The organism is Allofournierella sp. CML151, from assembly GCF_027853465.1.
GTDB lineage: Bacteria > Bacillota > Clostridia > Oscillospirales > Ruminococcaceae > Allofournierella.
In genome coordinates this window covers 62,432-89,294 of record NZ_JAPNNW010000004.1, presented here as the reverse complement: position 1 = coordinate 89,294, position 26,863 = coordinate 62,432, and the positions used below count along the sequence as shown (strand labels likewise).

General features: G+C 53.6%; 28 protein-coding genes and 1 other annotated feature. Of the genes, 7 read left to right on the top strand and 21 right to left on the bottom strand.

Translation table 11 applies throughout. The annotated features are described in order from the left end of the window. The first annotated feature begins 6 nt into the window (after window positions 1-6). Both radA and PH256_RS04420 read left to right on the top strand, forming a co-directional pair. Window positions 7-1,410, top strand: a complete 1,404-nt coding sequence (radA, locus tag PH256_RS04425; RefSeq protein ID WP_087184005.1) for a DNA repair protein RadA — start codon at window positions 7-9, stop codon at window positions 1,408-1,410. 368 nt (window positions 1,411-1,778) lie between these two features. After that, the gene (locus PH256_RS04420) at window positions 1,779-2,891 is read left to right on the top strand and encodes a tyrosine recombinase XerC (protein WP_270913150.1); all 1,113 of its coding nucleotides are present in this window, start codon (window positions 1,779-1,781) and stop codon (window positions 2,889-2,891) included. On the opposite strand, the gene PH256_RS04415 is transcribed toward PH256_RS04420, so the two are convergent. From PH256_RS04415 to queA, 5 genes are all read right to left on the bottom strand, one after another. Continuing rightward, window positions 2,877-3,653: a hypothetical protein gene (locus tag PH256_RS04415; protein ID WP_087184007.1), complete on the bottom strand. Its 777-nt coding sequence runs from the start codon at window positions 3,651-3,653 to the stop codon at window positions 2,877-2,879. The two genes, PH256_RS04420 and PH256_RS04415, sit on opposite strands and share 15 nt — an antisense overlap. 87 nt (window positions 3,654-3,740) lie before the next feature. Further along, the gene (locus PH256_RS04410) at window positions 3,741-4,169 is read right to left on the bottom strand and encodes a TIGR04086 family membrane protein (protein ID WP_270913149.1); all 429 of its coding nucleotides are present in this window, start codon (window positions 4,167-4,169) and stop codon (window positions 3,741-3,743) included. Window positions 4,170-4,223: 54 nt separating this feature from the next. After that, a complete protein-coding gene (yajC, locus tag PH256_RS04405; protein WP_270913148.1) occupies window positions 4,224-4,553 on the bottom strand; it encodes a preprotein translocase subunit YajC in 330 nt (109 codons plus the stop codon). Window positions 4,554-4,642: 89 nt separating this feature from the next. Continuing rightward, window positions 4,643-5,776 carry a tRNA guanosine(34) transglycosylase Tgt gene (gene tgt / locus PH256_RS04400; protein WP_087184009.1) on the bottom strand — a complete coding sequence of 378 codons (1,134 nt, stop codon included), beginning with the start codon at window positions 5,774-5,776 and terminating at the stop codon, window positions 4,643-4,645. Between the two features lie 32 nt (window positions 5,777-5,808). Further along, window positions 5,809-6,837, bottom strand: coding sequence for a tRNA preQ1(34) S-adenosylmethionine ribosyltransferase-isomerase QueA (queA, locus tag PH256_RS04395; protein ID WP_087184010.1), 1,029 nt, complete (start codon window positions 6,835-6,837; stop codon window positions 5,809-5,811). Window positions 6,838-7,068: 231 nt separating this feature from the next. Here queA and asd point away from each other — a divergent pair, with 231 nt between their 5' ends. From asd to PH256_RS04370, 5 genes are all read left to right on the top strand, one after another. Beyond that, window positions 7,069-8,148 carry an aspartate-semialdehyde dehydrogenase gene (gene asd, locus PH256_RS04390; protein WP_270913146.1) on the top strand — a complete coding sequence of 360 codons (1,080 nt, stop codon included), beginning with the start codon at window positions 7,069-7,071 and terminating at the stop codon, window positions 8,146-8,148. A gap of 38 nt (window positions 8,149-8,186) precedes the next feature. Beyond that, window positions 8,187-9,074, top strand: coding sequence for a 4-hydroxy-tetrahydrodipicolinate synthase (gene dapA / locus PH256_RS04385; RefSeq protein ID WP_270913145.1), 888 nt, complete (start codon window positions 8,187-8,189; stop codon window positions 9,072-9,074). 129 nt (window positions 9,075-9,203) lie between these two features. Next, window positions 9,204-9,962: a 4-hydroxy-tetrahydrodipicolinate reductase gene (dapB, locus tag PH256_RS04380; RefSeq protein WP_270913144.1), complete on the top strand. Its 759-nt coding sequence runs from the start codon at window positions 9,204-9,206 to the stop codon at window positions 9,960-9,962. 7 nt (window positions 9,963-9,969) lie between these two features. After that, a complete protein-coding gene (locus PH256_RS04375) occupies window positions 9,970-11,199 on the top strand; it encodes a CapA family protein (RefSeq protein WP_270913143.1) in 1,230 nt (409 codons plus the stop codon). 279 nt (window positions 11,200-11,478) lie between these two features. Beyond that, window positions 11,479-13,152, top strand: coding sequence for an ABC transporter ATP-binding protein (locus PH256_RS04370; RefSeq protein WP_270913142.1), 1,674 nt, complete (start codon window positions 11,479-11,481; stop codon window positions 13,150-13,152). A gap of 126 nt (window positions 13,153-13,278) precedes the next feature. Here the strand turns inward: PH256_RS04370 and tyrS are convergent, their stop codons facing one another. The 16 genes from tyrS to PH256_RS04290 all read right to left on the bottom strand — a co-directional run bounded on the left by tyrS (window position 13,279) and on the right by PH256_RS04290 (window position 26,863). Next, a complete protein-coding gene (tyrS, locus tag PH256_RS04365; RefSeq protein ID WP_087184016.1) occupies window positions 13,279-14,499 on the bottom strand; it encodes a tyrosine--tRNA ligase in 1,221 nt (406 codons plus the stop codon). Window positions 14,500-14,564: 65 nt separating this feature from the next. Further along, window positions 14,565-14,809: a binding site (T-box leader), on the bottom strand. A 40-nt stretch (window positions 14,810-14,849) separates the two neighbouring features. Beyond that, complete coding sequence (gene recN, locus PH256_RS04360) at window positions 14,850-16,508, bottom strand: DNA repair protein RecN (protein ID WP_270913141.1); 1,659 nt, start codon at window positions 16,506-16,508, stop codon at window positions 14,850-14,852. A gap of 37 nt (window positions 16,509-16,545) precedes the next feature. Continuing rightward, window positions 16,546-17,013, bottom strand: coding sequence for an arginine repressor (locus PH256_RS04355; RefSeq protein ID WP_270913140.1), 468 nt, complete (start codon window positions 17,011-17,013; stop codon window positions 16,546-16,548). 5 nt (window positions 17,014-17,018) lie between these two features. After that, window positions 17,019-17,816 (bottom strand): NAD(+)/NADH kinase, encoded by a 798-nt coding sequence (locus PH256_RS04350; RefSeq protein ID WP_270913139.1) that lies wholly within the window; start codon window positions 17,814-17,816, stop codon window positions 17,019-17,021. Window positions 17,817-17,897: 81 nt separating this feature from the next. After that, entirely contained in the window at window positions 17,898-18,704 is an 807-nt protein-coding gene (locus PH256_RS04345) for a TlyA family RNA methyltransferase (RefSeq protein ID WP_087184020.1), read from the bottom strand. A gap of 4 nt (window positions 18,705-18,708) precedes the next feature. Further along, window positions 18,709-20,568, bottom strand: a complete 1,860-nt coding sequence (dxs, locus tag PH256_RS04340) for a 1-deoxy-D-xylulose-5-phosphate synthase (protein ID WP_270913138.1) — start codon at window positions 20,566-20,568, stop codon at window positions 18,709-18,711. Between the two features lie 33 nt (window positions 20,569-20,601). After that, window positions 20,602-21,069: a divergent PAP2 family protein gene (locus PH256_RS04335; protein ID WP_087184022.1), complete on the bottom strand. Its 468-nt coding sequence runs from the start codon at window positions 21,067-21,069 to the stop codon at window positions 20,602-20,604. Window positions 21,070-21,087: 18 nt separating this feature from the next. Next, window positions 21,088-21,972 carry a polyprenyl synthetase family protein gene (locus PH256_RS04330; RefSeq protein ID WP_270913137.1) on the bottom strand — a complete coding sequence of 295 codons (885 nt, stop codon included), beginning with the start codon at window positions 21,970-21,972 and terminating at the stop codon, window positions 21,088-21,090. Next, on the bottom strand, window positions 21,969-22,208 hold the full coding sequence (gene xseB, locus PH256_RS04325) for an exodeoxyribonuclease VII small subunit (RefSeq protein ID WP_087184023.1): 240 nt from the start codon (window positions 22,206-22,208) through the stop codon (window positions 21,969-21,971). Before xseB ends, PH256_RS04330 begins: the two co-directional genes overlap by 4 nt. Further along, complete coding sequence (gene xseA / locus PH256_RS04320; RefSeq protein ID WP_270913135.1) at window positions 22,186-23,421, bottom strand: exodeoxyribonuclease VII large subunit; 1,236 nt, start codon at window positions 23,419-23,421, stop codon at window positions 22,186-22,188. Before xseA ends, xseB begins: the two co-directional genes overlap by 23 nt. Continuing rightward, a complete protein-coding gene (locus PH256_RS04315) occupies window positions 23,414-24,250 on the bottom strand; it encodes a glycoprotease (RefSeq protein ID WP_333766268.1) in 837 nt (278 codons plus the stop codon). The genes xseA and PH256_RS04315 overlap by 8 nt, the downstream gene beginning before the upstream one ends. A 95-nt stretch (window positions 24,251-24,345) precedes the next feature. Next, window positions 24,346-24,777: a transcription antitermination factor NusB gene (gene nusB, locus PH256_RS04310; protein ID WP_270913133.1), complete on the bottom strand. Its 432-nt coding sequence runs from the start codon at window positions 24,775-24,777 to the stop codon at window positions 24,346-24,348. A gap of 59 nt (window positions 24,778-24,836) precedes the next feature. Further along, entirely contained in the window at window positions 24,837-25,211 is a 375-nt protein-coding gene (locus PH256_RS04305; RefSeq protein ID WP_058962989.1) for an Asp23/Gls24 family envelope stress response protein, read from the bottom strand. An 80-nt stretch (window positions 25,212-25,291) separates the two neighbouring features. After that, complete coding sequence (locus PH256_RS04300; protein WP_270913132.1) at window positions 25,292-25,873, bottom strand: SpoIIIAH-like family protein; 582 nt, start codon at window positions 25,871-25,873, stop codon at window positions 25,292-25,294. Between the two features lie 26 nt (window positions 25,874-25,899). After that, window positions 25,900-26,442: a hypothetical protein gene (locus tag PH256_RS04295; protein WP_270913131.1), complete on the bottom strand. Its 543-nt coding sequence runs from the start codon at window positions 26,440-26,442 to the stop codon at window positions 25,900-25,902. Beyond that, window positions 26,432-26,863, bottom strand: a complete 432-nt coding sequence (locus tag PH256_RS04290; protein ID WP_087184029.1) for a stage III sporulation protein AF — start codon at window positions 26,861-26,863, stop codon at window positions 26,432-26,434. The genes PH256_RS04295 and PH256_RS04290 overlap by 11 nt, the downstream gene beginning before the upstream one ends.

Here is a 26,863-nt window from a genome sequence, read left to right as displayed (position 1 = left end):
CAGCGAATGAAGGATGGCAAATTAAAATCCATTTATGTGTGCTCCAACTGCGGGGAAACCAGTCCCCGTTGGATGGGGCGCTGCCCATCCTGCGGCGAGTGGAATACCATGACCGAGGATGTGGTCATGGTAGAAAGCAAAGCCACAGCAGCCAAGCGCAGCGCAAGCGTGGCAACTGGCCGTGTACAGGGGCAAACCTCACTAAGAGCAGAACGCCTGGCAGATATCAGCACCGATGAGGAAAAAAGCCGTATTGTAACCGGAATTCACGAATTGGATCGTGTCCTGGGGGGCGGTATTGTTCTGGGTAGTGTGGTTCTATTGGGCGGTGAGCCTGGCGCAGGTAAATCCACACTGCTTCTGCAGCTGTGCGGAGCAATTTCCGGCAGCCATCATGTTTTGTATGTGACCGGCGAGGAATCTACCCGGCAGATCAAGCTGCGTGCCAACCGGCTGCGAGTTGCCCAGGAAAATATCAGTCTGGTGGCAGAGACGGAGATTGATGAGATTTGCGGTTTAATCGAACAGATGCGTCCCGACCTGGTGGTGATTGACTCCATCCAAACGATGCACTGCTCGGATGTTTCTTCGTCCGCAGGCAGTGTTTCACAGGTGAAGGAATGCTCCGCCAGATTGCTGGCTGTGGCAAAGAGCTGTGAGATCCCGACCTTCATTGTGGGTCACGTAAACAAGGATGGCGCAATTGCGGGCCCCAAGGTCATGGAACACATCGTGGATACAGTGCTGTATTTTGAAGGGGATAAGACCCTTCCGTATCGAATCCTGCGTGGTGTAAAAAACCGCTATGGCTCTACCAATGAGATCGGTATGTTCGATATGACAGGAACCGGCCTGACTGAGATCGAGAACCCCTCTCAGTTGCTTCTAGATGGCCGTCCGCTTGGAATCAGCGGAAACTGTGTTGCCTGTACCATGGAAGGTACCAGACCCATTCTGAGTGAGGTACAGGCCCTTGTGACGAAGAGCGGCTTTGGTACGCCGCGTCGTGCTGCCAGCGGGTTTGACTTCAATCGGACCAATCTGTTGCTTGCAGTGCTGGAAAAGCGGGCAGGCTACTTCTTTGCAAATCTGGACGTTTACATTAATATTGTGGGCGGCTTGGATTTGAACGAGACGGCTTGCGATCTGGCGGTTTGTCTGGCGATGGCTTCGGCGTTGATGGATAAACCCATTGGGGACAAGACCATTGCCATTGGTGAGGTTGGCCTGGCTGGTGAAATCCGTAACGTGACGTTTTTGGAAAACCGGCTGCGGGAAGCGCAGAGAATCGGCTTCACGAAAGCCATTGTGCCGAAGCATAGCTTGAAGCAGCTGGAACTCAGCGAATTTTCGGATATGGAGCTGATCGGTGTTTCGTATATTCGAGATGCCATTCAGGCCATTAAGTAATAACAAAAAGCTCAGCGGCGCTGGAATGCAGAAGTTGTGGTACCAGCGCCGCTGCAATAAAAAATCAGATGAGAAATGTGAAAGGGCAAAACCTCGGGATTAAGTGAGGAATAAAAAGAAGGTATGGGGCAGGGGCCCTTCTATTTTGTTCCATATAGTATTTCGCTAAATGCAAATTTAGCGAAATATAGGGGAGCGAAAAAGGGCATGCTTCTTCCGATATAGCTTTTTCTGGGCCGACGGCGCTCTGATCAGCCTGGACAATCTGTTGGACTGATTTGATGCAAAATCATTGTTTTTACAAAAAACAAATTCAAATGTTTCTGTTATAATAATATGGTCAGTTGATTTTGGGATGTGATTATCTTATGAGTACCTACATCAATCCGCTTCATCCGAATCGTCATGCGCCGTATGATGATATCCCGCGGGATGTTCGGGACTTCTTGAATTATCTCGGCGCGATTCTGAATCGCTCGCCGCGCACGGTCAATGGCTACTACATTGATCTTCGCACCTTTTTCCGTTTTATGATGCGTTATCGTGGTTTGGCTCCGGATACGGATTTTGATGAAATCGATATCTCCGGCCTGGATTTGGAGTTCATCGGCTCTATTACCACCAGTGATATCTATGAATACCTCTATTTTCTGAAAAATGAGCGGCTCAACGAACCGGCAGCCCGTGCACGCAAGCTTAGCGCTGTGAAGAGCCTTTACCGGTTCCTTACGGTCAAGGCCAACCGGCTCAGCAATGATCCAGCGAAGGATGTATCGGTACCCACGACGAAGCGTGCGTTGCCGAAGTATCTGTCGTTGGAAGAAAGTATGGAATTGTTAAAAAATATACAAAGCGACTTTTATGAGCGGGATTACTGCATCATCACGCTTTTCCTTAATTGTGGTATGCGTCTGGTTGAGTTGGTGGGCATCAACATGAGCGATTTCCAGGAAGACACCATTCGAATCGTTGGCAAAGGCAACAAGGAACGCTTGGTGTATTTGAATCAGGCATGCATCCACGCACTGGAGAGGTATTGCGCCGCCCGGGCAAAGCTGATGAATCTGCAGGATAAAGAGGCTCTTTTTGTATCCCGAAGAACCGGAAAACGCATCGGCGCGCGGCGTGTGGAGCAGATTGTGGAGCGCTGCCTGAAGTTGGCTGGACTTTCCGGCAAGGGCTATTCGCCGCATAAGCTGCGGCATACCGCGGCAACGCTGATGTACCGGCATGGTAATGTGGATATGTTGGAGCTGAAGGAAATTCTGGGGCATGAGCATGTTTCCACCACAGAGATTTATACGCACATCAACACGGAAAAGCTCCGTACGGCTGCCAGCTCGACTCCCCTTTCTCGTGTAGAATTTACCCAGAAGAAGGATGTACCCATGCCACAGGAAGAGCCGGAGGAAGAGCCAGAAGTACCGGAGGTTCCGGATTTATTCGAGGAACTGGAGGATGATCCATCAGGCCAGGAATAAACCGGCAAAAAGAAAGGAACATACGCAGGAAAGAATGGCCGGCAGCAATGCTGTACAGCAGCAAAGCAGCAGCCTGCTTAAAACGCGTTTGCTTTCTGTTAAGGGTCGAGTACCTCGGTTGTGTATACACACGGCCAGTAGCTCACGGGAAAGGCGCCACGCGGCGGTACTTTGGCTGAGCAGAAGAAACAGTCCTAAAAGCTGAGGAAAAAAGAAAAGAAGAAACTCAATGCCGGCTCCCTGTGCAAGGCCATATTCCAGATACAGGCAAGCGGTGAAAAAACCGGTGCCGATTCCCTTTAACAAAATGAGTGCGGGGAGCAACGCAACGCCAAAAACACAGAAGCCGGCCAAAGCGGCCAGTATCAGCTGGGTAAGCAGCGCGAGAAACTGCGCACAAAAGATCTGAGCGAGCTGATGCTCCATGTGCCGGTCGATTTGCAGGTCCACATAATGCTGGGCATATTTCCACAGCCAGCTGTCTGTCCCAGGCTGCCAGAGCGCCCCCAGAAGCATACCAGTCAGGTAAAGCAATGCTCCTCCCAGTGTAAATATATCAAATTGCTTTTTGGACCGAATAACACGTTGAGCAAACGAAGCTTTTCCGATAGTGGTTACCGGACTGTGAGCAGCTGATTGGAACGTTTTTTCCGAGAAAGGAACTTTCGCGGAAGTATGCATAGATGAATTTTTGTTGAAAGTAACGCGTGACTCTTGCGCCACGGAATGGATGGATGCCGGTTCATTTCGATACGTCCACATAAGCCTGTCCCTCTTTGCAGTTTCTTTTGCTACAATTCTATTCAGTTGATCGAATAAAAAGAACCAGGGCAAACGCCCTGGTTCTTTTTATTGACGTGATGTATGTGCTTTCCGCTTCGATCGCTCGCTGGAAAGCAGACCGATGTATCCACCCAAAGCGCCTGCAAGGCTGTAGCACACGCATTTGATTGCGGCAAAAGCAGTATATTCGTGGCTTCCGCTCAGCATTGCAGCAAGCAGGAAGATCAAAAAGAAGAACAATCCACAGCACAGACCGCAAAACAGACCGTTCTGCCCCATCCGCCGGGCCAGGATGTATCCGCTCACAAAGCAGCCTGCCATGACTGCAATGACGGATATGGGAATTGCCCACCAGGCAGATGGTTGTGTGGCAACGATTAGCTTTGCCAAAAGGCAGAGTGCGGCAGCGCATACCGAGGCTCCGGCCCCAGCGGAAAAAAGGATAGAAAACAGCAGTTGCTTCCCTGCATATTCGGCAGACATTCGTTTTTGCATAGAAAAAACACCCCCTGCACTATTTCTATGCAGAGGGTGTTTTTATATGCGTGCTTACTTGGAGGAAGTCTGAGTAGCTTCCATGTTCAGCTTTTCGATGGACTGGATCGCAGCACGGCGGAAACGGATCTTGGTGCGGTCGCTGCCGGTCTCCAGAACGAAGGTGTCCTCTTTGATGGCAACCACGCGGCCAACAATACCGCCAATGGTGGTAACCTCATCGCCGATCTCCAGAGAGTTGCGCATCTCGGTCTCTTTCTGCTGCTGCTTCTTCTGGGGCCGGTAAATGAACAGCCACATGAACAGCACCATGACCAGGATCATGAGGAACGGGCTATAGAAGGAAATTGCGTCGGTGGAAGTGCTCAAAAGATTCAGTGCCATGTGTTGTAAACTCCTCTCGAATTCAATCGAATAAGTTTATTATAGCTGATAACGAGCGGATATGCAAGCCTGTGAACAGGAAGATTTGGTCAGATACGAGTGTCCAGCAGGGTTACGTAGCGGTCGTGGAATTCCTGGAAGGTGCCTTCGTCCAGAGCCTGCCGGATGCGTTCCATCAGCCGGTTGTAGAAATACAGGTTGTGCATTACGCCAAGGCGCATACCCAACATCTCGTCGGCTTTAAACAGATGGCGCAGATAAGCGCGGCTGAAGTTGCGGCAAACCGGGCAATCGCATTCCGGATCAATGGGACCTTCGTCCTTCTGATACTTCAGATTCTTGATGTTGATGATGCCGCTCCAGGTATTCAGGTGACCGTGGCGGGCATTGCGGCTGGGCATGACGCAGTCGAACAGGTCAACACCGCGGGAAACGGCTTCGATGATATTGCCGGGAGTGCCGACGCCCATCAGATAGCGGATTTTATCCTTGGGCATATGAGGCTCTACCGCAGAGATGATGCGGTACATATCCTCAGCGGGCTCACCCACGGCCAAGCCACCAATGGCGTAGCCGTCCAGATCCAGCTCGGCAATCTGCTTCATATGCTCCACACGCAGGTCCTCATAGGTGCAGCCCTGGTTGATGCCGAACAGCATCTGATCCGGGTTGACTGCCAGGCCCTCCCGTTTCAGGCGTTCCATTTCGGCCTTGCAGCGCTTGAGCCAGCGGACAGTGCGATCACAGCTGGCCTTGGAGTATTTGTACTCCGCCGGGTTTTCCACGCATTCATCAAAGGCCATTGCAATGGTGGAACCCAGGTTGGCCTGAATCTGCATGCTTTCTTCCGGGCCCATAAAGATCTTATGACCGTCCAGATGGGAGTTGAAGGTAACGCCCTCTTCGGTGATCTTGCGCAGCTTGGAAAGGCTGAATACCTGGAATCCGCCGCTGTCGGTGAGGATCGGACCATCCCAGCGGGTGAACTTGTGCAAGCCACCCATCTCGGCTACCAGTTTATCGCCGGGGCGCAGATGAAGATGGTAGGTATTGCACAGCATGACCTGGCAGTGGATGTCTTTCAGATCGAACGCGCTCAAACCGCCTTTGATGGCAGCTGCCGTGGCAACGTTCATGAATGCAGGGGTTTGAACGGTGCCGTGAACGGTTTCGAATTCGCCCCGCCGGGCGTTGTGTTCGGTTTTCAGCAAGCGATAGGGCATAAACCGAGCTCCTTTCTGAATAAGTTATACAATCAAAGAATCAGCATGGCATCGCCAAAGCTGAAAAAGCGGTAACGCTGTTCCACAGCAGTTTTATAGGCTGCCATGGTTTTTTCGTAGCCGTAGAAGGCACTGACCAGCATAATCAGGGTGCTTTCCGGCAGATGGAAATTGGTAATCAGACCATCCAGGCACAGGAACTTGCAGCCGGGATACAGGAAGATGCTGGTGTCGCCGCTGCAGGCCTGGATTTTGCCGTACTTGGCAGCCACCGATTCCAGAGTACGGCAGCTGGTGGTGCCGACGGCGATGACCCGGTGACCGGCTTCCTTGGTCTCATTGATGAGCCGGGCGGTCTCTTCGCTCACGCTGTACCACTCCGAGTGCATCAGATGATCCTCGATCTCGTCCTCCTTGACCGGGCGGAAGGTACCAAGACCCACGTGCAGGGTAACCTCAGTGATGCCGATCCCCTTTTCCTTCAGCTTCTGCATCAGTTCCGGGGTGAAGTGAAGGCCTGCGGTGGGTGCCGCCGCACTGCCCAGTTCCTTGGCGTATACGGTCTGGTACTGGCTCTGATCCTCCAACTGCTTGGTGATATAGGGAGGAAGCGGCATCTTGCCGAACTCGTCCAGTTTCTCGTAAAGGGTCTGGGTGTTGTACTCGAAGGAAACCAGCTTGTTGCCGTCCTCCTTGGTTTCCTGAATCGTGGCAATCAGGGAGCCGTCGCCAAACAGAATGCGCATACCGGGTTTGAGCCGCTTGCCGGGGCGCGCCAGGCACTCCCAGACGTCGTTGCTTTCCTGCCGCAGCAGAAGCAGCTCACACACCGCACCGGTGTGTTCCTTCTGACCAATCAGACGGGCCGGCAAAACCTTGGAATTGTTTACTACCAGAAGGTCGCCGGGCTCCAGCAGATCCACAAGATCGCGGAAGATACGGTGCTGGATCTGATCGTTGGAACGGTCCAGGCACATCAGCCGGGCGGCATCACGGGGACTGCAGGGTTCCTGCGCGATCAATTCCTGCGGCAGGTCGAACCAGAAATCTTTTTTCAGCATAGAAATATTGCCTCTCCTTACATTGACATTACCTGCCGGCAATGCTATAGTTAGAACAAAGCACAGAACCGCTGTGCATGTGTTATGCAATCTAATTTATTATATTGCATACGTTGCCGGTTTTCAAGCCGGTTTTTTTTATATCCGGCGGTATTGTTCGGATATAACCCCAAAGGGGTCCGGCATAAGATTAAAAATGCCGGGAGGGAAACGGAAAGGATGATGTAAGCGATGAAAAAGTATCAAGTTGGTGTAGTTGGCGCCACCGGAATGGTTGGTCAGCGGTTTGTTTCCTTGTTGGAGAACCATCCTTGGTTCGAGCTGGTCGTCGTGGCTGCGTCTCCCCGTTCTGCGGGCAAGACCTATGAGGAAGCCGTTGGCGCCCGCTGGGCCATGCCGACTCCGATGCCGCAGAATGCTGCAAAGCTTGTTGTAATGGATGCTTCCCACGTGGAGGAAGTTGCCCAAAAGGTGGACTTCGTATTCTGCGCTGTAGACATGAAAAAGGATGAGATCAAGGCTCTGGAAGAGGCGTACGCCAAGGCAGAGTGCCCGGTGATTTCCAACAACAGCGCCAACCGGTTTACCGACGATGTGCCCATGATCGTACCGGAGATCAACGCAGATCACGCTCAAATCATCGAGGCACAGCGCCGCCGTCTGGGCACCACCCGCGGCTTCATTGCCGTGAAGTCCAACTGCTCTCTGCAGAGCTATGTTCCCGCGCTTCATCCCCTGCGGGAGGAGTTCGACCTGAAGAATGTGCTGGTATGCACCTATCAGGCAATTTCCGGCGCAGGCAAGACCTTTGAGACTTGGCCGGAAATGGTGGATAACTGCATCCCCTACATCGGCGGTGAGGAGGAAAAGAGCGAGCAGGAGCCTCTGAAGCTGTGGGGCCATGTGGAGGGGGACTGCATTGTGAAGGCTTCCTCCCCTGCCATCACTGCCCAGTGCCTGCGTATCCCCGTTTCTGACGGCCACATGGCTGCCGTGTTCATGAGCTTTGAGAAGAAGCCCACCAAGGAGCAGATTCTGGAGCGGTGGGCTTCTTTCCAGGGCGAGGCGCAGCGTCTGGAGCTGCCCAGTGCACCCAAGCAGTTCCTGCACTATTTTGAGGAAAATGACCGCCCGCAAACCAAGCTGGACCGGAATCTGGAAAATGGTATGGCGGTTTCTATCGGCCGTCTGCGTGAAGACACCCAGTACGATTATAAGTTTGTATGCCTTTCTCACAACACCCTGCGGGGCGCTGCCGGCGGCGGCGTACTGTTGGCAGAGCTGCTGGCGGCGAAGGGCTATCTGGATTGAGTTAAACCAATTGATTTGAACCAAAGGAGATGACAGCGATGAAAGAGCTTATTTTCACCGGAAGTGCGGTTGCCATGATTACCCCGATGTGCGACGATGGCTCCGTGAATTTTGCGGAATTGAAAAAGATGGCCGAGTTTCAGGTGGAAAGCGGCACGGACGCGCTGGTCGTGTGTGGGACTACAGGTGAATCCGCTACGCTGGAGGACGACGAGCATCTGGAGTGCATCCGCTGCGTGGTGGAAGCAGTGCAGGGCCGTGTTCCGGTGATTGCCGGAACCGGGTCCAACAACACTGCCCATGCGGTGATGATGTCCAAAGAAGCTGCTGCACTGGGCGCGGACGCACTGCTTCTGGTTACCCCCTACTACAACAAGACCAGTCAAACCGGGCTCGTGAAGAGCTTTTTCACCATTGCGGATTCCACCGATCTGCCTGCCATCATCTATAATGTGCCTTCCCGTACCGGTGTGAACATTCAACCGGAAACTGCATTGGAGCTTTCCCGTCATCCCATGATCCGAGGCCTGAAGGAAGCCAGCGGCAACATTGCTCAGGTGGTGCGGATTGCGGCGCTGTGCGGCGAGGAGCTGCCGCTGTATTCCGGCAACGATGATCAGGTGGTTCCCCTGCTCTCGGTTGGCGGAAAAGGTGTGATTTCAGTGGCGGCCAATGTGGCTCCCGCCCAGATGCACCAGATGTGCCAGCTCTGGTTCGATGGCAAAACCAAAGAGAGCGCGGCGATGCAGTTGGAGCTCAGCGAATTGTGCAGCGCGCTGTTCTGCGATGTAAATCCGATTCCCGTGAAGGCTGCAATGAATATGCTGGGGTGGGATGCCGGCGATTGCCGGTTGCCTCTGGTTGAGCCCAGTGAAGCAAATCTGGCACGAATCGAAAAGGCATTGCGGGATACCGGTTTGCTCTGATTCAAATTCAAAACAAACTGATTATATTTGATGAATTTCTGCCCGGCGGCTGGCCGCAGATGCAACGGCGTAAGCTGTTTGCCGCACCTGCGCTTCCGCCGGGCATTTTTACAAAAGGGAGTACGAAAAATGACGGATATTATCATTCAAGGTATCAATGGACGGATGGGAAAGGTACTGTGCGACCTGATTGCCCAGCGGGATGACTGCCGGATTGTGGGTGGCGTGGATGTTTCTGCACAAAGCGGCCCGATTCCGGTGGCAGCCAGCCTGGAGGAGCTGAATGTAAAGGCGGATGTAATCATCGACTTCTCTACCCCTGAGGCCACGAAATCTATGCTGCGCTATTGCCAGGGCACCGGCACCGCCTGTGTGGTGTGCACCACCGGACTGGATGAAGAATGCAGTGAGCTGATTCAGCAGACAGCAGAAAAAGCCCCGGTTTTCAAGAGTGCCAACATGTCTATGGGTATCAATCTGCTGGCAGAGCTGGCCCAGAAGGCCGCTCAGGCGCTGGGGATGGATTACGACATTGAGATCATTGAAAAGCACCATCACAACAAGGTGGATGCTCCCAGCGGAACCGCTCTGCTTCTGGCAGATGAGATCAACAAAGCCACGGGCAACCGGTATCACTATGTTTATGACCGCCATTCCGTACGCCAGAAGCGGGACCCTCATGAGCTGGGTCTGCATGCGATTCGTGGCGGCAGCATCGTAGGCGACCACGAAATTCTGTTCTGTGGTCCGGATGAGGTGATCACCCTCTCACACAGTGCCGGATCTCGCGCGGTTTTCGCCAATGGTGCGATCAACGCGGCAGTTTTTCTCACCAGCCAGAAAAATGGCCTTTACGACATGAAGGATTTGATGCGTTCTCTGCTGTGAGGTTATTATGAAACGTACAATTGCTGCAGTTCTGATGCTGGTTTCTGTATGCTGCCTGCTGCTTTGCGCAGTGTGGTTTTTCAGGAATAGCACAGAGGCACAGCACACATTTGCTCAATCAGGGCTGGAACAGGAGCAGGAAGCGCCCCTCTCCTCCCCTACCCCAACACCCGGGCCGCAGGTACAGACACTTCGCTTTTCTGCTACCGGCGATAATCTGATCCACAACGGCATCTATGAACAGGCAAAGCGGCGGGCACAGGCAAATGGATCGGACGGTTACGATTTTTCCTACTGCTATGAAAATGTGAAGTCCTTTTACAGTGATTTTGATGTGAACTGGATCAACCAGGAAACACTTGTGACGGATACATTGGAGCCCAGTACCTATCCTTGCTTTTCCACGCCCGGTGATATGGGGCGGCAGCTGTACGACCTGGGATTTCGTGCGTTCAATCTGTCCAACAATCACACCTATGACAAAGGCGCGCAGGGCCTGCAGGCAACAATGGACTTTTGGTCCGCCATGCCGGAGGATGTGATAACCGCCGGGCTGTATACGGACGATGCCACTGCGCCGGTGATCCAAACAGTGGATGGTGTGAAGATCGCCTATCTGGGATTTACGGAACACACCAATGGAATCAATACACCCGCTGATGCACCTGCCCATGTGATTTACACCAGTGAGCTGGATGTGATGCAGCAGCTGCTGGAACAGGCCCGCAGCGAAGCGGATCTGGTGGTGGTAAGCGTACACTGGGGTGTTGAGGGCAGTCACTCGGTCACACAGACGCAGAAGGATCTGGCGCAGAAAATGGCGGATTGGGGCGCTGATGTAATTATCGGTACCCATCCCCATGTGGTGCAGACAGCACAGTGGCTCACTGCAGCGGATGGACGGCAGGCCTTTGTGGCCTATTCCCTGGGGAATTTTTTGAATGCACAGTCCACAGCTGACACGATGGTGGGCATGATCCTTACGTTTACGGTGGAAAAAACTACTCAGCCGGATGGCACTGTCAGCACGGTGATTCAGGACCCTTTGTTCTATCCAACGGTCAACCACTACGATGCGCATTATGCCAATATCCGAATGTATCTGCTCAGGGATTACACCGATGAGCTTGCCGCAGCCCACGGCGTACGCGGTAACTTCCCGGGCTTTTCGCTCAGCTATATCACCTCGATGCTTCAGGAGAATGTGGACCCGGAATTTCTGGCACTTCCTGCATAACCAGGAACTCCCATACAGTGGAATACCGCTGTACGGGAGTTTTTTTATTGGATGAATTGATACGGAAGTGTACCGGTGCTATAATGAAGCAAGAATTTTAATAGAAAGGAGTTTATTCAAATGAAAGCAACCAAGAAAATGATGAAATCTACCACACGGAGGGTCATTTTCAAATAAGCCCTCCGGAATCATTTTGGAGGACATAATGAAGTCTCAGTTTACAAAACAACGTGCCCGAAAGTTTTTATCCTTTACAAGCCGCACCGGAACATATTTCTCATGGATATGTTTTTTGCAGCACTCAGCGCTTGCAGCGTTCTGCTGTTTCCGCTGGTTTCCGGTTATCTGACCGGTGAGGTCCTTACCCGTTGGGACAGTAGCACCAAAAGTAAGCTTATCAGCGCCGCCTGCTTGTTGGTGGTATTGACTGTGGTAAAGGTGATCAGCAACATCACGTATGCATACTTTGGTCATTCCATGGGTGCGAAGATGGAGGAAACCATGCGCACCGAGCTGTTCCGCCACTATGAATCCCTGTCGTTTGATTTCCATGCAAGAAACAGTACGGGAAAGCTGATGACTGTTCTTTCCAACGATCTGACCAACATGACCGAGCTCTTCCATCATGCGCCGGAAGATCTGCTGATGACGCTGATCAAATTTGTTGGGGCATTCATCATCATGCTCAGCATTCATGTGCCCCTGACGCTGATCGTTTTTCTGGCATTACCATTTCTGGCCATCGCTGCTTATTATACGGATAAAAGAATGGAACGCTGTCTGCTTCAAAACAAGCAGCACCTTTCTGAGCTGAACGAATATGCAGAGGATACTCTTGCAGGCATACGCACGGTGAAAGCCTTTGGAAAAGAGGCTGAGCATGCAAAGCGTTTCCAGCAGCAGAACGCACGTTATACCAAGAGTAAGTGCATCTTCTACAAGCTGGAAGCCTGTTTTTATGAAACAGTGGACGCGTATCCGCAATTCCTTTCCATGATGGTGGTGATTTTCGGTTCTCTGTTCATTGCACGGGGAAGCCTGAACGCAGCAGTTCTGGTAACCTTCCTGCTGTATGCCGGAAGCCTTGCAGAACCCATCCGTACCATGCTGAACTTTATGCGGCTGTTTGAGGAAGGCAAAGCAAGCTTTATCCGTTTTATGGATATGATGGAAATCTGTCCGGCAGTGCAGCAAAAAGAAGATGCAGTCCCCCTGCCTGATCCGACCGTGGATATTGTTTTCGATAGGGTCTCGTTCCATTATGAAGACTCGCAGGATAATGTGCTGGAAAATGTCTCCTTCCGAATTCAGAGCGGTCAGACCGTGGCCTTCGCCGGGGCATCCGGCATTGGAAAAACGACCATCGCTTCCCTAGTTGCCCGTTTCTATGATGTCTGTGCGGGACAGATCCGGATCGATGGTGTCGATATCCGTGACCTGGTGTTGAGAGATTTGCGAAAACACATTGGTATCGTCCAGCAGGAGGTTTACATTTTCAACGGAACAATCCGGGAGAATATCCGCTACGGGCGGCAGGATGCTACGGATGAAGAGATTGTGGAGGCTGCCAAACTGGCGAATATTCACGACTTCATCCTTTCGCTGGAGCATGGGTATGACAGCATCGTCGGCACAAGAGGAATTATGCTTTCCGGCGGGCAGCGTCAGCGGATCAGTATTGCGCGGATCTTTTTGAAAAATCCCAAGATTCTGATTCTGGACGAAGCCACCAGTACACTGGATTACGAGAGCGAAGAAATTATCCAGGCATCCATTGAGCGGTTGAAACAGAACCGCACATCGATTGTTATTGCGCATCGGTTGTCTACGATCCGCAATGCTGACCGGATCTATGTCTTGTCCGATCGAGGAATTTCGGAACAGGGCACACACGATGAACTGATTGCACAAAATGGCGAATACGCAAAGCTTTCCAGAATCGGAAATTTGTAAACGGAAAAAAGGACGGGGTAAAAGCCCCGTCCTTTTTTGCATATAGAAAAGCGGCGCATGGCCTTACATAGAGCCATGCGCCACTTTAATGCGTTTGCTGAGGATTTATGTTCCCGAGACAGTCGCTTACAGCTGAACCTTGTGGTAGGTCTTCTTGCCCTTCTTGATTACAACACCGTTTGCCAGCTGCTCGGCAGTGACAGGCAGAGTGGGATCGGAAACCTTCTCACCGTCCAGCAGAATGCCGCCCTGCTGGATCAGCTGACGGGCTTCACGCTTGCTGGGAACCAGCTTAGCAGCCATCATCAGGTCCAGGATGCCGATGCGGCCGTCCTGCAGCTGATCGGCGGTCAGAGTGGTGCTGGGCATATTGGCCATATCAGCTGCACCGCTGAACAGACCGCGAGCGGTCTCCTGCGCCTTGGTGGCTTCCTCTTCGCTGTGAACCAGTTTGGTCAGCTCGAAGGCCAGCAGCTCCTTCGCCTTGTTCAGCTGGCTGCCTTCCCAATCGGCCATTGCGTCGATCTCTTCCAGAGGAACATCGGTGAGCATACGCAGGCACTTGAGAACATCGGCGTCATCCACATTGCGCCAGTACTGGTAGAACTCGTAGGGACTGGTCTTTTCGGGGTCCAGCCATACGGCCCCCTTCTGAGTCTTACCCATCTTCTTGCCCTCCGAAGTGAGCAGCAGAGTGATGGTCATGGCGTAGGCATCCTTACCCAGCTTGCGACGAATCAGCTCGGTACCGCCCAGCATGTTGGACCACTGGTCATCGCCACCGCACTGCAGATTGCAGCCCAGCTCCTGGAACATGTGATAGAAGTCGTAAGACTGCATGATCATGTAGTTGAATTCCAGGAAGGACAGACCCTTCTCCATGCGCTGCTTGTAGCATTCTGCCCGCAGCATGTTGTTGACCGAGAAGCAGGGGCCCACTTCCCGCAGCAGTTCAATGTAGTTCAGTTTCATCAGCCAGTCGGCGTTGTTCAGCATCAGAGCCTTTCCGTCCGAGAAGTCGATGAATTTGCTCATCTGCTTTTTAAAGCATTCGCAGTTGTGCTGGATGGTTTCGGTGGTCATCATGCTGCGCATATCGGTGCGGCCGGAAGGGTCACCCACCATGGCAGTGCCACCGCCGATCAGGGCGATGGGGCGGTTGCCTGCGCGCTGCATCCGGCGCATCAGGTTCAAAGCCATGAAATGGCCCACATGCAGAGAGTCGGCAGTGGGGTCAAAGCCGATGTAGAAGGTAGCCTTACCGTTGTTGATCAGGTCTTTGATCTCTTCCTCGTCGGTTACCTGGGCAACCAGGCCGCGGGCAACCAGTTCGTCGTACAAAGTCATTGTGTTTCCTCCTGTGTCTTTGCGGCAAAAGGCATAGAAAAAGCCCTCTGCCAAATTTAAATTTGGCAGAGGGCGAAAAGAATCGCGGTACCACCTCTGTTCGCCCGCTCCTCACGAAAACGGGCCTTGCGGAGTGCGAAATATACACTCCTGCGCGGTAACGGGCGCACACGGCACAGCCTAATTGCCACAGAGCGTTCAGCCTGCTGCTCAGGGAGGTATTCATTGCTTGCCGCGCTGCCCTTTTCACCAACCAGGGCTTCTCTGTGCCGCAAACGGAGCAATTACTCGTTCCCGTCGTTGCATTTGACATTTAGCAGTATAGCGCAAAGCATTTGCGTTGTCAAGAGTTAGAGCGACAGCATCTCCCGGGCATTGGCCAGGCTCAGATCGGTGATGTGGTCGCCGGAAATAATGCGTGCCAACTCCTGCACGCGGCCTGCCTGGTCCAGAGGATGGATCTGCGTGAAGGTGCGCTGCCCTTCCACATTTTTCTGAATCAGCAGATGGCTGGTGGCCAGAGCGGCGATCTGAGCGGTGTGGGTGATGCAGAGCACCTGCCGACCCTTGGAGGTCTGGCGAAGCTTCTCACCGATTCGTCCAGCAGCAAGACCGGAAACGCCAGTGTCAATCTCGTCATAAATAACCGTGGGAATGGCATCCTTTTCCGCCAGCGCGCTTTTCAGTGCCAGCATGATGCGGGAAAGCTCGCCGCCGGACGCAATCTTCGCCAGAGGCTTCGGTGCTTCACCCAGGTTGGTGGAAATATAAAATTCCACGGTATCCTGACCGGAACCTGCCAGAGGACCGCGGCTGTGCTGCAGCACAAACCGGGTGCCGGGCATGTTCAGGAAGGTACATGCTTCCACGAGCTGCTGTTCCATCCGTTCAAAGGCGTTCAGACGGGTTTGGGTGAGCTTTTCCGCCAGAAGTTTTGCTTCCTTGTACAATGCCTGCTTTTGCTGATTCAGCTGCTCCAGCGTCTCATCTGCACGCTCAATATGTTCCAGTTCCTCGCGGGATTTCTCTGCCATGTGCAGAAGTTCCTCCACCGAGTCGGCCCCGTATTTGTTTTTCAGCCGGTAGATGGTATCCAGCCGCTGTTCCAGCTGGTCCAGTTCGGCCGGATCAAAACCGTAATCATCCAGTCGGGAGGCCAGATCCACAGCAAGCTCCCGGGCATTGTAATACAAATCCGCCAGTCGTTCCTGCAGAGGCTGCAAAGACTCATCCAGAACGGCAGCCTGCTCCAACGAACCATTTGCGCCGCCCAGCAGGTCGGCAGCGCCGGAAAACTCATCTCCGCCGGAAAGCGCACTGTGAGCCGAAGCAATTTGCTCCAGAATGGTTTGTGCGTGGGAAACAATCTGACGGCGGGCAATCAGCCGTTCTTCCTCGCCAATTTGCAAAGCAGCATCTTCAATTTCATTCAACTGAAAACGCAAAAGTTCCATCTTTCGCTGTTTTTCAGCTTCATCTAACTGAAGTGCATCAGCCTGCCGTTTCACCGCAATAAGTTCCTTATACACCTTGCGGTAAGCGTTGAATTCGTTTTGATTCTGAGCGAAGGCATCCAGAATCCCCAGATGCTTTGAAGGGTCAGTCAGTCCCTGGCTGTCGTGCTGGCCGTGAATATTGATCAGACCGGCGGTGATATCCCGCAGGACTGACACGGTGGCGGGCATGCCGTTGATGCGGCAATGGCTTTTTCCTTCCGCGGTGATCTCACGATAGATCAGCAGTTCTTCACCTGCGTCGTAGCCGGCCTGTTCCAGCTGCATCTTCACCTGTTTGGGCAGCTGGTCAAAGGTGGCCCAGATGCAGGCTTTCGGTGCACCGGTGCGCACCAGATCACGACTGATCCGGTTGCCCAGAATAGCGCTGATGGAGTCGATCAGAATCGACTTACCTGCGCCGGTTTCACCGGTCAGAACATTCAGTCCGGCGGTAAACTGTACCTGAACTTTTTCAATTACTGCAACATTTTCAATTCGTAATGAGGTTAACATGGAACCCGATCAATCCCTTCCTGTGATTGCATTCCACTCAGCGCTTGGCCACATACTGGCTCAGGGTCTGGCACAGATGCTGGGCGTCTGCCTCGGTGCGCATCAGGATCAGGAAGGTGTCGTCGCCGGAAAGAGTGCCAACGACCTCTTCCTCCCATTTCATGGAGTCGAACAGTTCACAGGCGGCGTTGGCCATGCCGGAAAAGCATTTGACCAGAACGGTGTGACCTGCATAGTCAATTTTGAGTACAGACTCCCGAAAAATCATTTCGAACCGGCCCGGCGAATGTACCTGCTGGCTGCCGGCTGCGGCTGCGGATACATAGCGGTACTGCCCGCCCCCTGCGGCCACCTTGACCAGATGCAGCTCCCGAATATCCCGGGATACTGTGGCCTGGGTGACCTGGAAGCCGGCGTCCTTCAAATAGCGCAGCAGATCTTCCTGCCGGTCGATTGCGTGCTGCTGGATCAATTCAAGAATTTTGTTATGGCGTTCACCTTTCACCGGCGTTACCTCCCTCGTAATTTTCTGTCGATAGCGTCAAACTGATCAGCCAGGCTAAAGGTGACCAGACGAATACTTTGGCGGGAAAGCTCCACTTCCACATGACCACCGTCCCGCAGAAGGCTCTCCTCTTCCCCGTCTGTGCTGATAAAGATCTCATTTCGACCTTTGGCGTTTACTTCGATGCGGATACACCGGTCAGCCGCAAAAACCATGGATGGCTGGTGCAGGCTGTGGGCGCAAATCATGCTGACCACAATTCCTTCAATGTGTGCGTCCAGGATCGGTCCCCCGGCGGAAAGTGAATATGCGGTAGACCCTGTGGGGGTGGAGATAATTACACCGTCTCCGGAGCAATGGTTTACCAGGATTGCATCGCAGTAAATGTTGAAGTCGATGGTCTGAAGCCGATGCCCTTTATAAATCACCACATCATTCAAGGCGGTTTGTGCATGGGACACATCATCGTCCACAATGGCGTTCAGCAGCATCCGCTTGTCGCACTGGAACTGACCTTTGGCAAGCCGGGTGAGCTTGGCCTGCATTTCATTTACCTCGCAGGTGGCCAGAAAGCCCATCCGACCCAAATTAATGCCCAGAATCGGCTTGTCGTATTCCAGGCAATCCTTGGCGGTGTGCAAAATGGTGCCATCGCCGCCCACTGTAATGACCACATCGCATTCAGTGAATGCTTGCTCTTGGGGCAGATAACGCACACCGGGCAAAGTTTTTACATCAGACCCGATGGCCAGAATTACATCTGCTCCGGCGCTGTGCAGAATCCGTACAGCCTGAGCAGTCACAGTGCGTGCCCGGGGTTTTGTTGTGTTTGGAATAATAAAAACAGTCATGCGGATCGTTCCTTTCGCAGACCTTTCTGGACATTACAGATCCAATGCTCCATGCGCGGCGCTAACTACCTGATCCGCCAGCTCTTCCTGCAAAAGAACCGGCTGGTCTGCAGCTTTTTCCACAAACAGCAAGAACTCAATGTTTCCTTCCGGTCCCTTGATGGGAGAATAGTCCAGCCCCAGCACGGAAAAACCGTTAGCGGCTGCATAACCCGCGGCCTGCAGGATTACTTCCCGATGGGTTTCCGGTTCACGTACAACGCCTTTTTTGCCCACCTTTTCCCGGCCTGCCTCAAACTGAGGCTTGACCAGGCATACACCGGTGGCGTGATCGGCGGTCACTGCCTGCGCTACCGGGAAAATGTGCTTCAAAGAAATAAACGAGACATCCACGCTGAAAAATTCAACCGGCTCTTCCAGCATGTCCAGGGTAACGTTCCGAATATTGGTCCGTTCCATGTTCACAACACGCTCGTCGGTGCGCAGCTTCCAGGCCAGCTGGCCATAACCCACATCCACCGCATACACTTTGCGTGCACCGTTCTGAAGCATGCAATCGGTAAAACCGCCGGTGGATGCGCCGATGTCCATGCAGACTTTTCCGTTCGGAGTCAGCGGGAACGCACGCATGGCTTTTTCCAGTTTGAGACCGCCGCGGCTTACATAGCCGATGTCATGGCCGCGTACTTCCACCTTTGCATCCGGGGAAATCATCTCGCCAGCTTTATCGGCCTTCTGCTCATTTACAAACACAATGCCGGACATGATCAGAGCTTTAGCCCGTTCCCGGCTTTGCACCAGACCGTTCTGGCACAGGTATTGATCCAATCGAATTTTCAAATGCTCAGTCCCTTTCTATTGCATTCGCAAGGCTGGAAGCATCCAGCCCAAGAACTTCTCGAAGCTCCGCTACAGAAGCGTGAGGAATTGCGCGGCCGCTGTGAACGCCACGCAGAGTCAGATGACCCGGCCAGCGGTATTCCGACAATGCAGCGCCCAGAGAATCGCCGATTCCGCCCTGCTCCATGCATTCTTCTGCGAACAGAATATGGTCGTAGCGAGTCAGCTCCTCACACAGTCCATCGGGAAGCGGATTGATCTGCACAAGCTTGTATACATCCACGTCCGTTCCCTGCTGCTTCAGCAGCTGTGCCGCCTTCAGCACCTCGGCAGTCAGAGTGCCGTAGGTGACAAAAGCTGTCTTGGCAGGGCCTTCGGCCTTATACACATCATAAGGCTGTTTGCTGCACCCCAGCAAAGAAAGCGTTTCCGGTTCCCCACCACGCGCATAACGGATGGCACGGGGACCCTTGCCCTGGTCCAGCAGATATTCCAACCAGTAGGTCAGTTCTGCATAGTTGCAGGGAGAGTAGACAGGAATGCCGATCTGACGGAAGAATGCAGGGTCATAAATTCCCTGATGAGTCTCACCATCACCGGGAACAAGTCCGGCACGGTCCACTGCGAACACCACATTCAGATCCATCAGACACACGTCGTGGATCATTTGGTCATAGGCCCGCTGCAGGAAGGTGGAATAAATGGCTACCACAGGCAGCATTCCCTGGCTGGCCAGACCTGCGGCAAAGGTTACCGCATGCTGTTCTGCCATGCCCACATCGAAAAAGCGGTCTGGGAAATGCCGGTAGAAATACTGCAGCCCGGTACCGTATTTCATGGCCGCAGTGATTGCGCACACATTGGTACGGCTTTCGGCCAGGGCCTCCAGATGCTGTCCAAAGCAGGTGGAGAAGGAAGCGGCAGGGGCCACATCCGGGTCCAGCGCATGGGAGGGATCAAAGGAAGAGACACCATGGAACTCCCCGGGGTTCTCCTCAGCAGGCTTAAAGCCCTTTCCCTTTACAGTGACTGCATGCACAAAAACAGGCGCAGTCTGATGGTGCAGGTTCTGGAAAAGCTCAGTCAGCTTGATCACGTCATGTCCGTCCACAGGGCCCAGATACTGGAAGCCCATTTCTTCAAACATGGTGGAGTGGTACAAGCCGCGGCGCAACAACGCCTTACCGCCCTGCAGTGCCCGCACCAGGGGCGAACCCAGCAGAGGAATCGCCGACAGGATGGTTTCTGTATTGGCTTTGGCCCGGTTATATTCCGGGTTCGTGCGCAATACAGTGAGATAACGGGACAGCGAGCCCACATTTTTGGAAATCGACATCTTATTGTCGTTCAAAATTACAATCAGGTTATTGAGGGTATCGATATTGTTCATGCCCTCGTATACCATACCGCCGGTGAAAGCACCGTCACCCACCAGAGCAATCACCTTGCCGGGCTCGTTTTTCAGCTTTTTGGCCCGTGCCATGCCAATGGCCACCGAGATGGCCGTATTGCCATGGCCTGCGATAAATGCGTCGTGTACACTTTCGCGCGGGCTGGGAAAGCCGGAAAGGCCGTTCAGCTTACGCAGTACATCGAACTGCTGCCGGCGGCCGGTTAAAAGCTTATGGGTATAACATTGATGCCCCACATCAAATACAATCTTATCCATGGGGGTGGTGAAGGCACGGTGCATTGCAACCGTAAGCTCGATTGTGCCCAAATTGGAGGAAAGATGGCCTCCGGTTTTGGAAACACTCTCGATCAGAAACGCCCGGATCTCTTCACACAGGGGCGCCAGCTGCCCGGCAGGAAGCTTCTTCAGGTCCTGCGGGCTGTTGATTCGTTCCAACAGTGAATATGCCATGATACAATCCTTCTAAAAAAGATAGTGGTTCAATCACATCATTGGGATCAGCAAGCCGGTGGCGATGCCTACCGCGGCGCCGCCGAAAACTTCAAAGGGAGTATGGCCGACCATTTCCTTCAGTTTTTTGTCGCCAAGGATGGGGGTGCGTTTGGCTTCCTCATCCAGCCAGTCAGACAGCAACTGATTTAAAATTTTGGCCTGCTCGCCAGTTTCCCGGCGTACGCCCATGGCATCGTACATTACGATTACAGCCATAACTGCCGCAAGAGCGAAGACCTCGGAATGCGTACCCTGGGAACGCCCGGCGGCAATTACCAACGCACATACCGTAGCGGAGTGTGCGCTGGGCATTCCACCGGAACCCCACATGCGCTCGACTCGGAATTTTCCCATTAAAATGAAATTGATGATGGTTTTCAATACCTGAGCAATCAGCCAGGCTGTGAGCGAGACCGACAGCAGGTAGTTCCAACAATATATTTCCTTGATCCAGTCCATTGCATCCTCCCCGTTTTATCATTTACGCCGGGTAACCAGCTGCCCGGCGAGGCGGATCAGAAACTGTGCACGAGCACCATATGCCTGCTCCAACGCGCGGCAGCTTTCGTCGTTGATCTGCTGCGCCAGTTCCAGTGCACCCTGCGGGCCATAAATCGTTGCAAAAGTAACCTTACCGTTTTCCTGATCGCTCCCGATGGGCTTGCCCAGCTCTTCCGGCGTGGAAATCACATCCAGCACATCATCCACAATCTGAAAAACAAGCCCCAGGTCAAACGCATACCGTTCCAGCGCTGCTGCATCCTCCGCGGTTCCGTCTGCGGCACATACGCCCATCTGAACGGCGGCATTGATCAGTGCGCCGGTTTTATTCCGATGGATTTTGCGCAAAAGCTCCTCGTTCAGAGGCTTGCCCTCAAAGGTTACATCCAGCTCCTGGCCCCAGATCATTCCCCGGCTACCGCCGCCTACAGCCAGCAGGCGGGCAGCTTCAATGCGGGCATGTTCCGGCAAGGGGGCGTTAGCAATCACTTCAAACGCTTCCGTGAGAAGTACGTCTCCCGCAAGAAGGGCGGTTGCTTCATCAAAGGCCTTATGGCAGGAGGGCTTGCCACGGCGGAAGTCATCGTTGTCCATACAGGGCAAATCGTCGTGGATCAGCGAGAAGCAGTGCAGCATCTCAACCGCCGCGGCGAAATGCGCGGCGGCACGCCAATCCCCGCCCAGCATATCGCAACAGGCCATGGTCAGCACTGCACGAATCCGCTTGCCACCGGCAAGAAGGCTGTAGCGTGCGGCCTGACATACCCGGGACTCCTCCGGCAGGTATGTATCGCAAGCAGCCTGAAGGGCAGCCTGGATTTCATTCAGATACACGTCGTATTGTTGCTCATAGGTCATCATGCAAGGATATCCTCCTCTCCGGCAGGCTCAGTGCTGGAAGAATGCGGGAGCGAAAGGTCAATGCGCTCCATTTCCAGTCTGGCATGCTCCAGAGTTTCATTGCAATACGCGATCAGTCCGGCTGCATCACTGTAAAGCTTAATTGCTTTATCCAGCGGCGTTGCCGGGTCAGAAAGCTGATCCAGCACCTGCTGCAGGGCTGCACTTCCCTCTTCAAAGCTCTTCGGTTTTCTCATTCTGCGGTACCTCAATTTCATGCACTTGTTCCACAAGGCAGTCGACGGATACTTTGCTGCCAACCAGCAGAATTCGGTCGCCAGGAGTCACTTGCTCGAGTGTAATGCTTTTTCCCTTTACAGTTTTTGGGATGGCATAACCGCGCTCCAAAACCGTATAGGGGCTGAGCGAGTGTGCAAGCTGCATTGCGTGATGCATAACCTGCAGGCGATCCTGGTAAATCCGTTTGATGCTTGACTGCAACGCCTGAGTCTGCTCGTTCAGTCTATCGGCACGAGCAGCGCAAAGCGAGGCAGGAGTCAAAGTCTCCCACTTTTCGACCAGTGGATCAAACCTATTATAACACATTTCGAGCCTTGACTGAATATTTTTGTGAATATTATCCGAAATATTCATGAGCTTTCCCAGAATTTCCCGCCGATCCGGGGTGGCAAGCTCTGCCGCTGCTGAAGGAGTGGGGGCTCGAAGATCTGCGACGAAGTCCAGGATAGTGAAGTCGATCTCGTGGCCAACGGCGGAAATCAGCGGGGTTTTGCAACTGTAGGCTGCACGGGCAATGCCCTCGTCATTAAAGACCCACAGATCCTCCCTGCTGCCGCCGCCCCGAGCCACAATGATGACATCCGCCTTTCCGGAATGATCCAGAACCTGGATGCCGCGGGCAATCTGGGCAGCCGCCTGGTCCCCCTGCACATTGACGGGAGCAAGCAGCAACTTCACCAGTGGCCAGCGGCGGCTGAGCACATTACGGATGTCCTGCAGAGCTGCGCCGGTCTCACTGGTTACCACGCCGATACATCGGGGACAGGCAGGAATGGGCTGCTTTGCTTCCGGGCGAAACAGGCCTTCCTGCTCCAGTCGGGCTTTCAGCTGTTCAAAGGCCATTTGGGCAGCGCCGATGCCGTCCGGGAACATATCCTGCACATAGATTTGGAACGCACCGGTCGTCTCGTAAAGGCTGACTCGGCAGCGCACAATAACTCGCATTCCTTCTTGAGGTGTGAAGGCGAGCCGCCGGGCGTCCTGCCGGAACATAACCGCCTTCACGCTGGCGGCATCATCCCGCAGAGAAAAATAAAAATGTCCGCTCTTATAGTGATGCACAAAGTTGGCAATCTCACCTTTGATAGCGATTCCAGACAAAAAACGGTCGCTGTCCAGCAGCGACCGAACATAACGGTTCAACCCGGAAACGGTGATCATCTCAGCCATGGTCTGCCTCCCGTGCAGCGATACACGCCACACCAATGGCGTTGTCGCTGGAAAATTTGCCGGGCACAAAATGCGCGCCAGGCAGCCGCCGGGTTACATATTCCCGAATGATCTGGCTGCTCATCACACCACCGGCAAAAACCACCGGCAACCCAGGATGCTCCTCAAGCGCTGCCTTTACCATGCGCAGTGCGGTTTCCGCTACACAGTTCAAGCAATAGCGGCAAACGTATTCCGGGCTTTTCCCTTGCTCCAAAAGCCGGTTGCACTGGTTTTCCAGGCCGGACAGACTGCAGCTTGTCCCCTTTACGCTTACCTTGGGGCGAACGGTCTCGGTGCAGCGTGCGGCAAGCTCGCTGACCATGACGCCGGCCGGAAAGTCAAAGCCCAGTTTTACCCCGACCCGGTCCACTGCCTGTCCGGCATAAAGGTCACTGCTGGTGCCGATGCATTGAATCGCACCATAGCCGTTGCAGAGCAGCAGATCGGTGGTTCCTCCGGAAACATGGAATACCAGGCTGGGGCGCTCGAACAAATCCGGCTCGCCGGTGGCAAACAGGGCCGCGGCGATGTGCCCCTGTTGATGGGTCGTTTCAATCAGCGGAAGACCACGAGCGGCAGCAAAGGCCACCGCTGCACTTTTGCCCGCAAGGAAGCAGGGCATGTAGGAGCCATCCACCGGCCGCGGGCGGGTGGAAACACCAATTGCCTGAATCTGGCGCAAATCCACCTGCTGACCGAGCTGGTTTAAGAGCTCCGGCAGAGCCGCTGTGTGGTGAAACAGCGCGTCGCTCTGGCGCAGGCCCAGCTGGCCCTGTTTGACGGGCAAAAATTGCTTTTTATCGCAAACAACCTCTTTGGCACAAGAGTCATACACGGCCAAAGAGGTTGCATAGTTGCTGGTATCGATGCCCAGTGTGAGCATTATTCCGAAGCGGAGTCCTGATCCGCCAGACCCAGTTCGCGCACCACAGAGCCAAGCAGGCCATTCACAAACTGGTAGTCCTCGTTTCCGCCGAATTTCTTGGTCAGTTCCACTGCCTCATTGATGGTAACGCTGGGCAGCTTTTCGTCGCCATACAGGATCTCGCTCAAAGCCAGACGCAGCACAGTGAGGCTTACCCGGGGAATGCGGTCAATGGTCCAGCCCTTCAGATGATCGCGGATCATATCGTTGATCTCGGCACTGTGCTCGTAGTAATCGTCGATCAGCTTACGGCCAAACTCATCCACCCGGTTCTCACCCAGTTCGTTGTTCAGGGCGATCACATCCTCCGGCATAGCGTTGTCGAAGGTGGATGCGAAAGCGGCCAGGAAAGCGTTCTCACGTGCGGTTCTGCGTGTCAGTTTTTCCATAAAACAAAGTATCCTCTCACAGCCAAAGCCCCCCTGCGAACCGCGGGAGGGCCGATTGGTTATTCTTCTTCAGCAGGCAGCTCCGGCTCCTGCAGGACGCCGACTACCACAATGTTTACCCGGGCGACCGTGATGCTGGTCATGTTCTGCACAGCGGACTTCACGTTCTCCTGCACTTTTTCGCAGACCGCCGGGATCTGACTGCCGTAGCGCACCGTCAGGCTGACAGTGATCTCGGCCACATTCTCCAGCAGCTCCACCGAAACAGGCTTTTGCAGGTTTACCTTGCCCAAAAAGCTGCGCATCCCAGCGGAACCGGCACAAACATCCACCACGCCGTCGATTTCGGTGGCTGCAAGCTTTGCAATCTTACCAATCACATCGGTGGAGATCTGCAAGCTGCCGTTTACAACATTGGAATTTGAAACTTCCATACCCGGTCCTCCCAAAGGTAATTATTTTCATGGCATCTGAATTGAAGATATTATACCATCTTTTTGCATAATCTACAAGGTCATTTTATTTCTACCACGGTAATATTCTGTGCACTCACCGAGCACTCACTCAGTACGATGTCCCGAATTTGTGCCACCTCGGCCTGAGTCAGGCCGTCGCTGGTGGTCATAACGGTAATGTTGACCTTATCCCCATCAATAAAAGCCACACAGTCCACAAAACCTTTGGCTTTGATTCGACTTTCCAGATCACTTTCCTTGGTAATGCTCTCGATTGTGGCGGTGAGCTCCTGTGTGAGTGCATCTTTTTCCTCCTGGGTAAGTGCGCTGTTTTTCAGGCTTTTCTGCAGGGTATCCAGAGCTTCGTCGCGGGTTTTGGTGCGAGAGAGGCGGGCCTGTTCAAAAAAATCGCTCCCGCTGGGGTCACCTACGCTGACCAGCTGGGCTTCGCCATAGTTTTTGTCGGCGGTTTCCTGGGTGGAGGCGGCAGTCTCCACGGCAAGTTCATCGGTGATGATGCCAGTGCTGGCTGCCGCGTTGGCCTGAACTGTATCACCCATCACCAGATCGGTACTTTTGGCATATTCCCAGTTCAGGTACACAGCTACACCCAGTGCCACCACCAGGGTGAGAAGCGTCATTTTCTGGTTGATCTTTTTTACTTGCATTATGTTCCCTCCGATTCATTCATTTTTGCAATGCTGATCCGGTTGCTCGATACACCGGTAAGCACCGAAACTGCTTCGGTGATCTGTGCCTGCACCTGGACATCGGCCGCGCCCTGACATACCACGGCGATCCCGCGGATTTCCGGTTCCCAGACCATCTCCACCAGGGCGCTTTGCCCGGAAGCCTCCTCCAGCAGGATGTGCTGGACTTCGCTGCCGTTTTCACCCCGGTCCGTTTCGTCCAGAGCGTAGACGGTTTGCGGGCCCGCTTCAAGCGTTACAGCCACCTTTACCTGCCCTGCTCCCTGAATACTCTCAATGACCCCTGTAAGTGTTTGCTCCAGATTGGAAGCATATTCCTGTGCATACATCGTCTCACTTGCGGTGATCTGCGGTTCAACGGTTTCGCGACTGCTCCTTCCGGGTGAAAATGCATTCCCGGCCAGCAGAAGAAACAATCCCAATGCACCGGCAAAAACAAGAAGGCTGCTGCGGTTCCAGTTCTTTGTTTTGAAAAGTTCCTTGAAAAAATCACGTCCCATTGCTTGGTCCCTCCGCCTTGATCTCAATCTCCTCTCCCTCGCCCAATACCTGCCGCAGAGCCGTTTCAGCACGTTCCGGTTCGGTGCAGCCACGTGCGGTTACGGTCAGAGGCGGGCCAGTTTCCACCTGAATCTGACCATCGATCCCCTGGGCGGCGAGTGCTTGTTCCAGCTGCTTTTCCAGAGCCTGCTGCTCAAGCCCGGCACGATAGCCGGAAAAATCCACGGTGTCTGTCTGCTCCGACGGCCAAAGCGAATCCCAGCCGGAAAATGCCACCCGTACGGGTTGCAGGACCGTTACTAAAATATACAGTGCCACAACCACTTTTATGCTCTTTTCGTATTCTTTGCGGGGCATCAGGAGTTCGAGCCCGCCGGCCAGAACACATGCCATGCAAAGAGTGTACGCCCATTCATTCAC

Excerpts from the sequence above, each read along its gene's own strand:
- radA (WP_087184005.1), top strand. The coding sequence starts at position 7 with ATGAAGGATGGCAAATTAAAATCCATTTATGTGTGCTCCAACTGCGGG.
- PH256_RS04420 (WP_270913150.1), top strand. The coding sequence starts at position 1,779 with ATGAGTACCTACATCAATCCGCTTCATCCGAATCGTCATGCGCCGTAT.
- PH256_RS04415 (WP_087184007.1), bottom strand. The coding sequence starts at position 3,653 with ATGTGGACGTATCGAAATGAACCGGCATCCATCCATTCCGTGGCGCAA.
- PH256_RS04410 (WP_270913149.1), bottom strand. The coding sequence starts at position 4,169 with ATGCAAAAACGAATGTCTGCCGAATATGCAGGGAAGCAACTGCTGTTT.
- yajC (WP_270913148.1), bottom strand. The coding sequence starts at position 4,553 with ATGGCACTGAATCTTTTGAGCACTTCCACCGACGCAATTTCCTTCTAT.
- tgt (WP_087184009.1), bottom strand. The coding sequence starts at position 5,776 with ATGCCCTATCGCTTGCTGAAAACCGAACACAACGCCCGGCGGGGCGAA.
- queA (WP_087184010.1), bottom strand. The coding sequence starts at position 6,837 with ATGCTGAAAAAAGATTTCTGGTTCGACCTGCCGCAGGAATTGATCGCG.
- asd (WP_270913146.1), top strand. The coding sequence starts at position 7,069 with ATGAAAAAGTATCAAGTTGGTGTAGTTGGCGCCACCGGAATGGTTGGT.
- dapA (WP_270913145.1), top strand. The coding sequence starts at position 8,187 with ATGAAAGAGCTTATTTTCACCGGAAGTGCGGTTGCCATGATTACCCCG.
- dapB (WP_270913144.1), top strand. The coding sequence starts at position 9,204 with ATGACGGATATTATCATTCAAGGTATCAATGGACGGATGGGAAAGGTA.
- PH256_RS04375 (WP_270913143.1), top strand. The coding sequence starts at position 9,970 with ATGAAACGTACAATTGCTGCAGTTCTGATGCTGGTTTCTGTATGCTGC.
- PH256_RS04370 (WP_270913142.1), top strand. The coding sequence starts at position 11,479 with ATGGATATGTTTTTTGCAGCACTCAGCGCTTGCAGCGTTCTGCTGTTT.
- tyrS (WP_087184016.1), bottom strand. The coding sequence starts at position 14,499 with ATGACTTTGTACGACGAACTGGTTGCCCGCGGCCTGGTTGCCCAGGTA.
- recN (WP_270913141.1), bottom strand. The coding sequence starts at position 16,508 with ATGTTAACCTCATTACGAATTGAAAATGTTGCAGTAATTGAAAAAGTT.
- dxs (WP_270913138.1), bottom strand. The coding sequence starts at position 20,568 with ATGGCATATTCACTGTTGGAACGAATCAACAGCCCGCAGGACCTGAAG.
- PH256_RS04335 (WP_087184022.1), bottom strand. The coding sequence starts at position 21,069 with ATGGACTGGATCAAGGAAATATATTGTTGGAACTACCTGCTGTCGGTC.
- PH256_RS04330 (WP_270913137.1), bottom strand. The coding sequence starts at position 21,972 with ATGATGACCTATGAGCAACAATACGACGTGTATCTGAATGAAATCCAG.
- xseB (WP_087184023.1), bottom strand. The coding sequence starts at position 22,208 with ATGAGAAAACCGAAGAGCTTTGAAGAGGGAAGTGCAGCCCTGCAGCAG.
- xseA (WP_270913135.1), bottom strand. The coding sequence starts at position 23,421 with ATGGCTGAGATGATCACCGTTTCCGGGTTGAACCGTTATGTTCGGTCG.
- nusB (WP_270913133.1), bottom strand. The coding sequence starts at position 24,777 with ATGGAAAAACTGACACGCAGAACCGCACGTGAGAACGCTTTCCTGGCC.
- PH256_RS04305 (WP_058962989.1), bottom strand. The coding sequence starts at position 25,211 with ATGGAAGTTTCAAATTCCAATGTTGTAAACGGCAGCTTGCAGATCTCC.
- PH256_RS04300 (WP_270913132.1), bottom strand. The coding sequence starts at position 25,873 with ATGACGCTTCTCACCCTGGTGGTGGCACTGGGTGTAGCTGTGTACCTG.
- PH256_RS04295 (WP_270913131.1), bottom strand. The coding sequence starts at position 26,442 with ATGGGACGTGATTTTTTCAAGGAACTTTTCAAAACAAAGAACTGGAAC.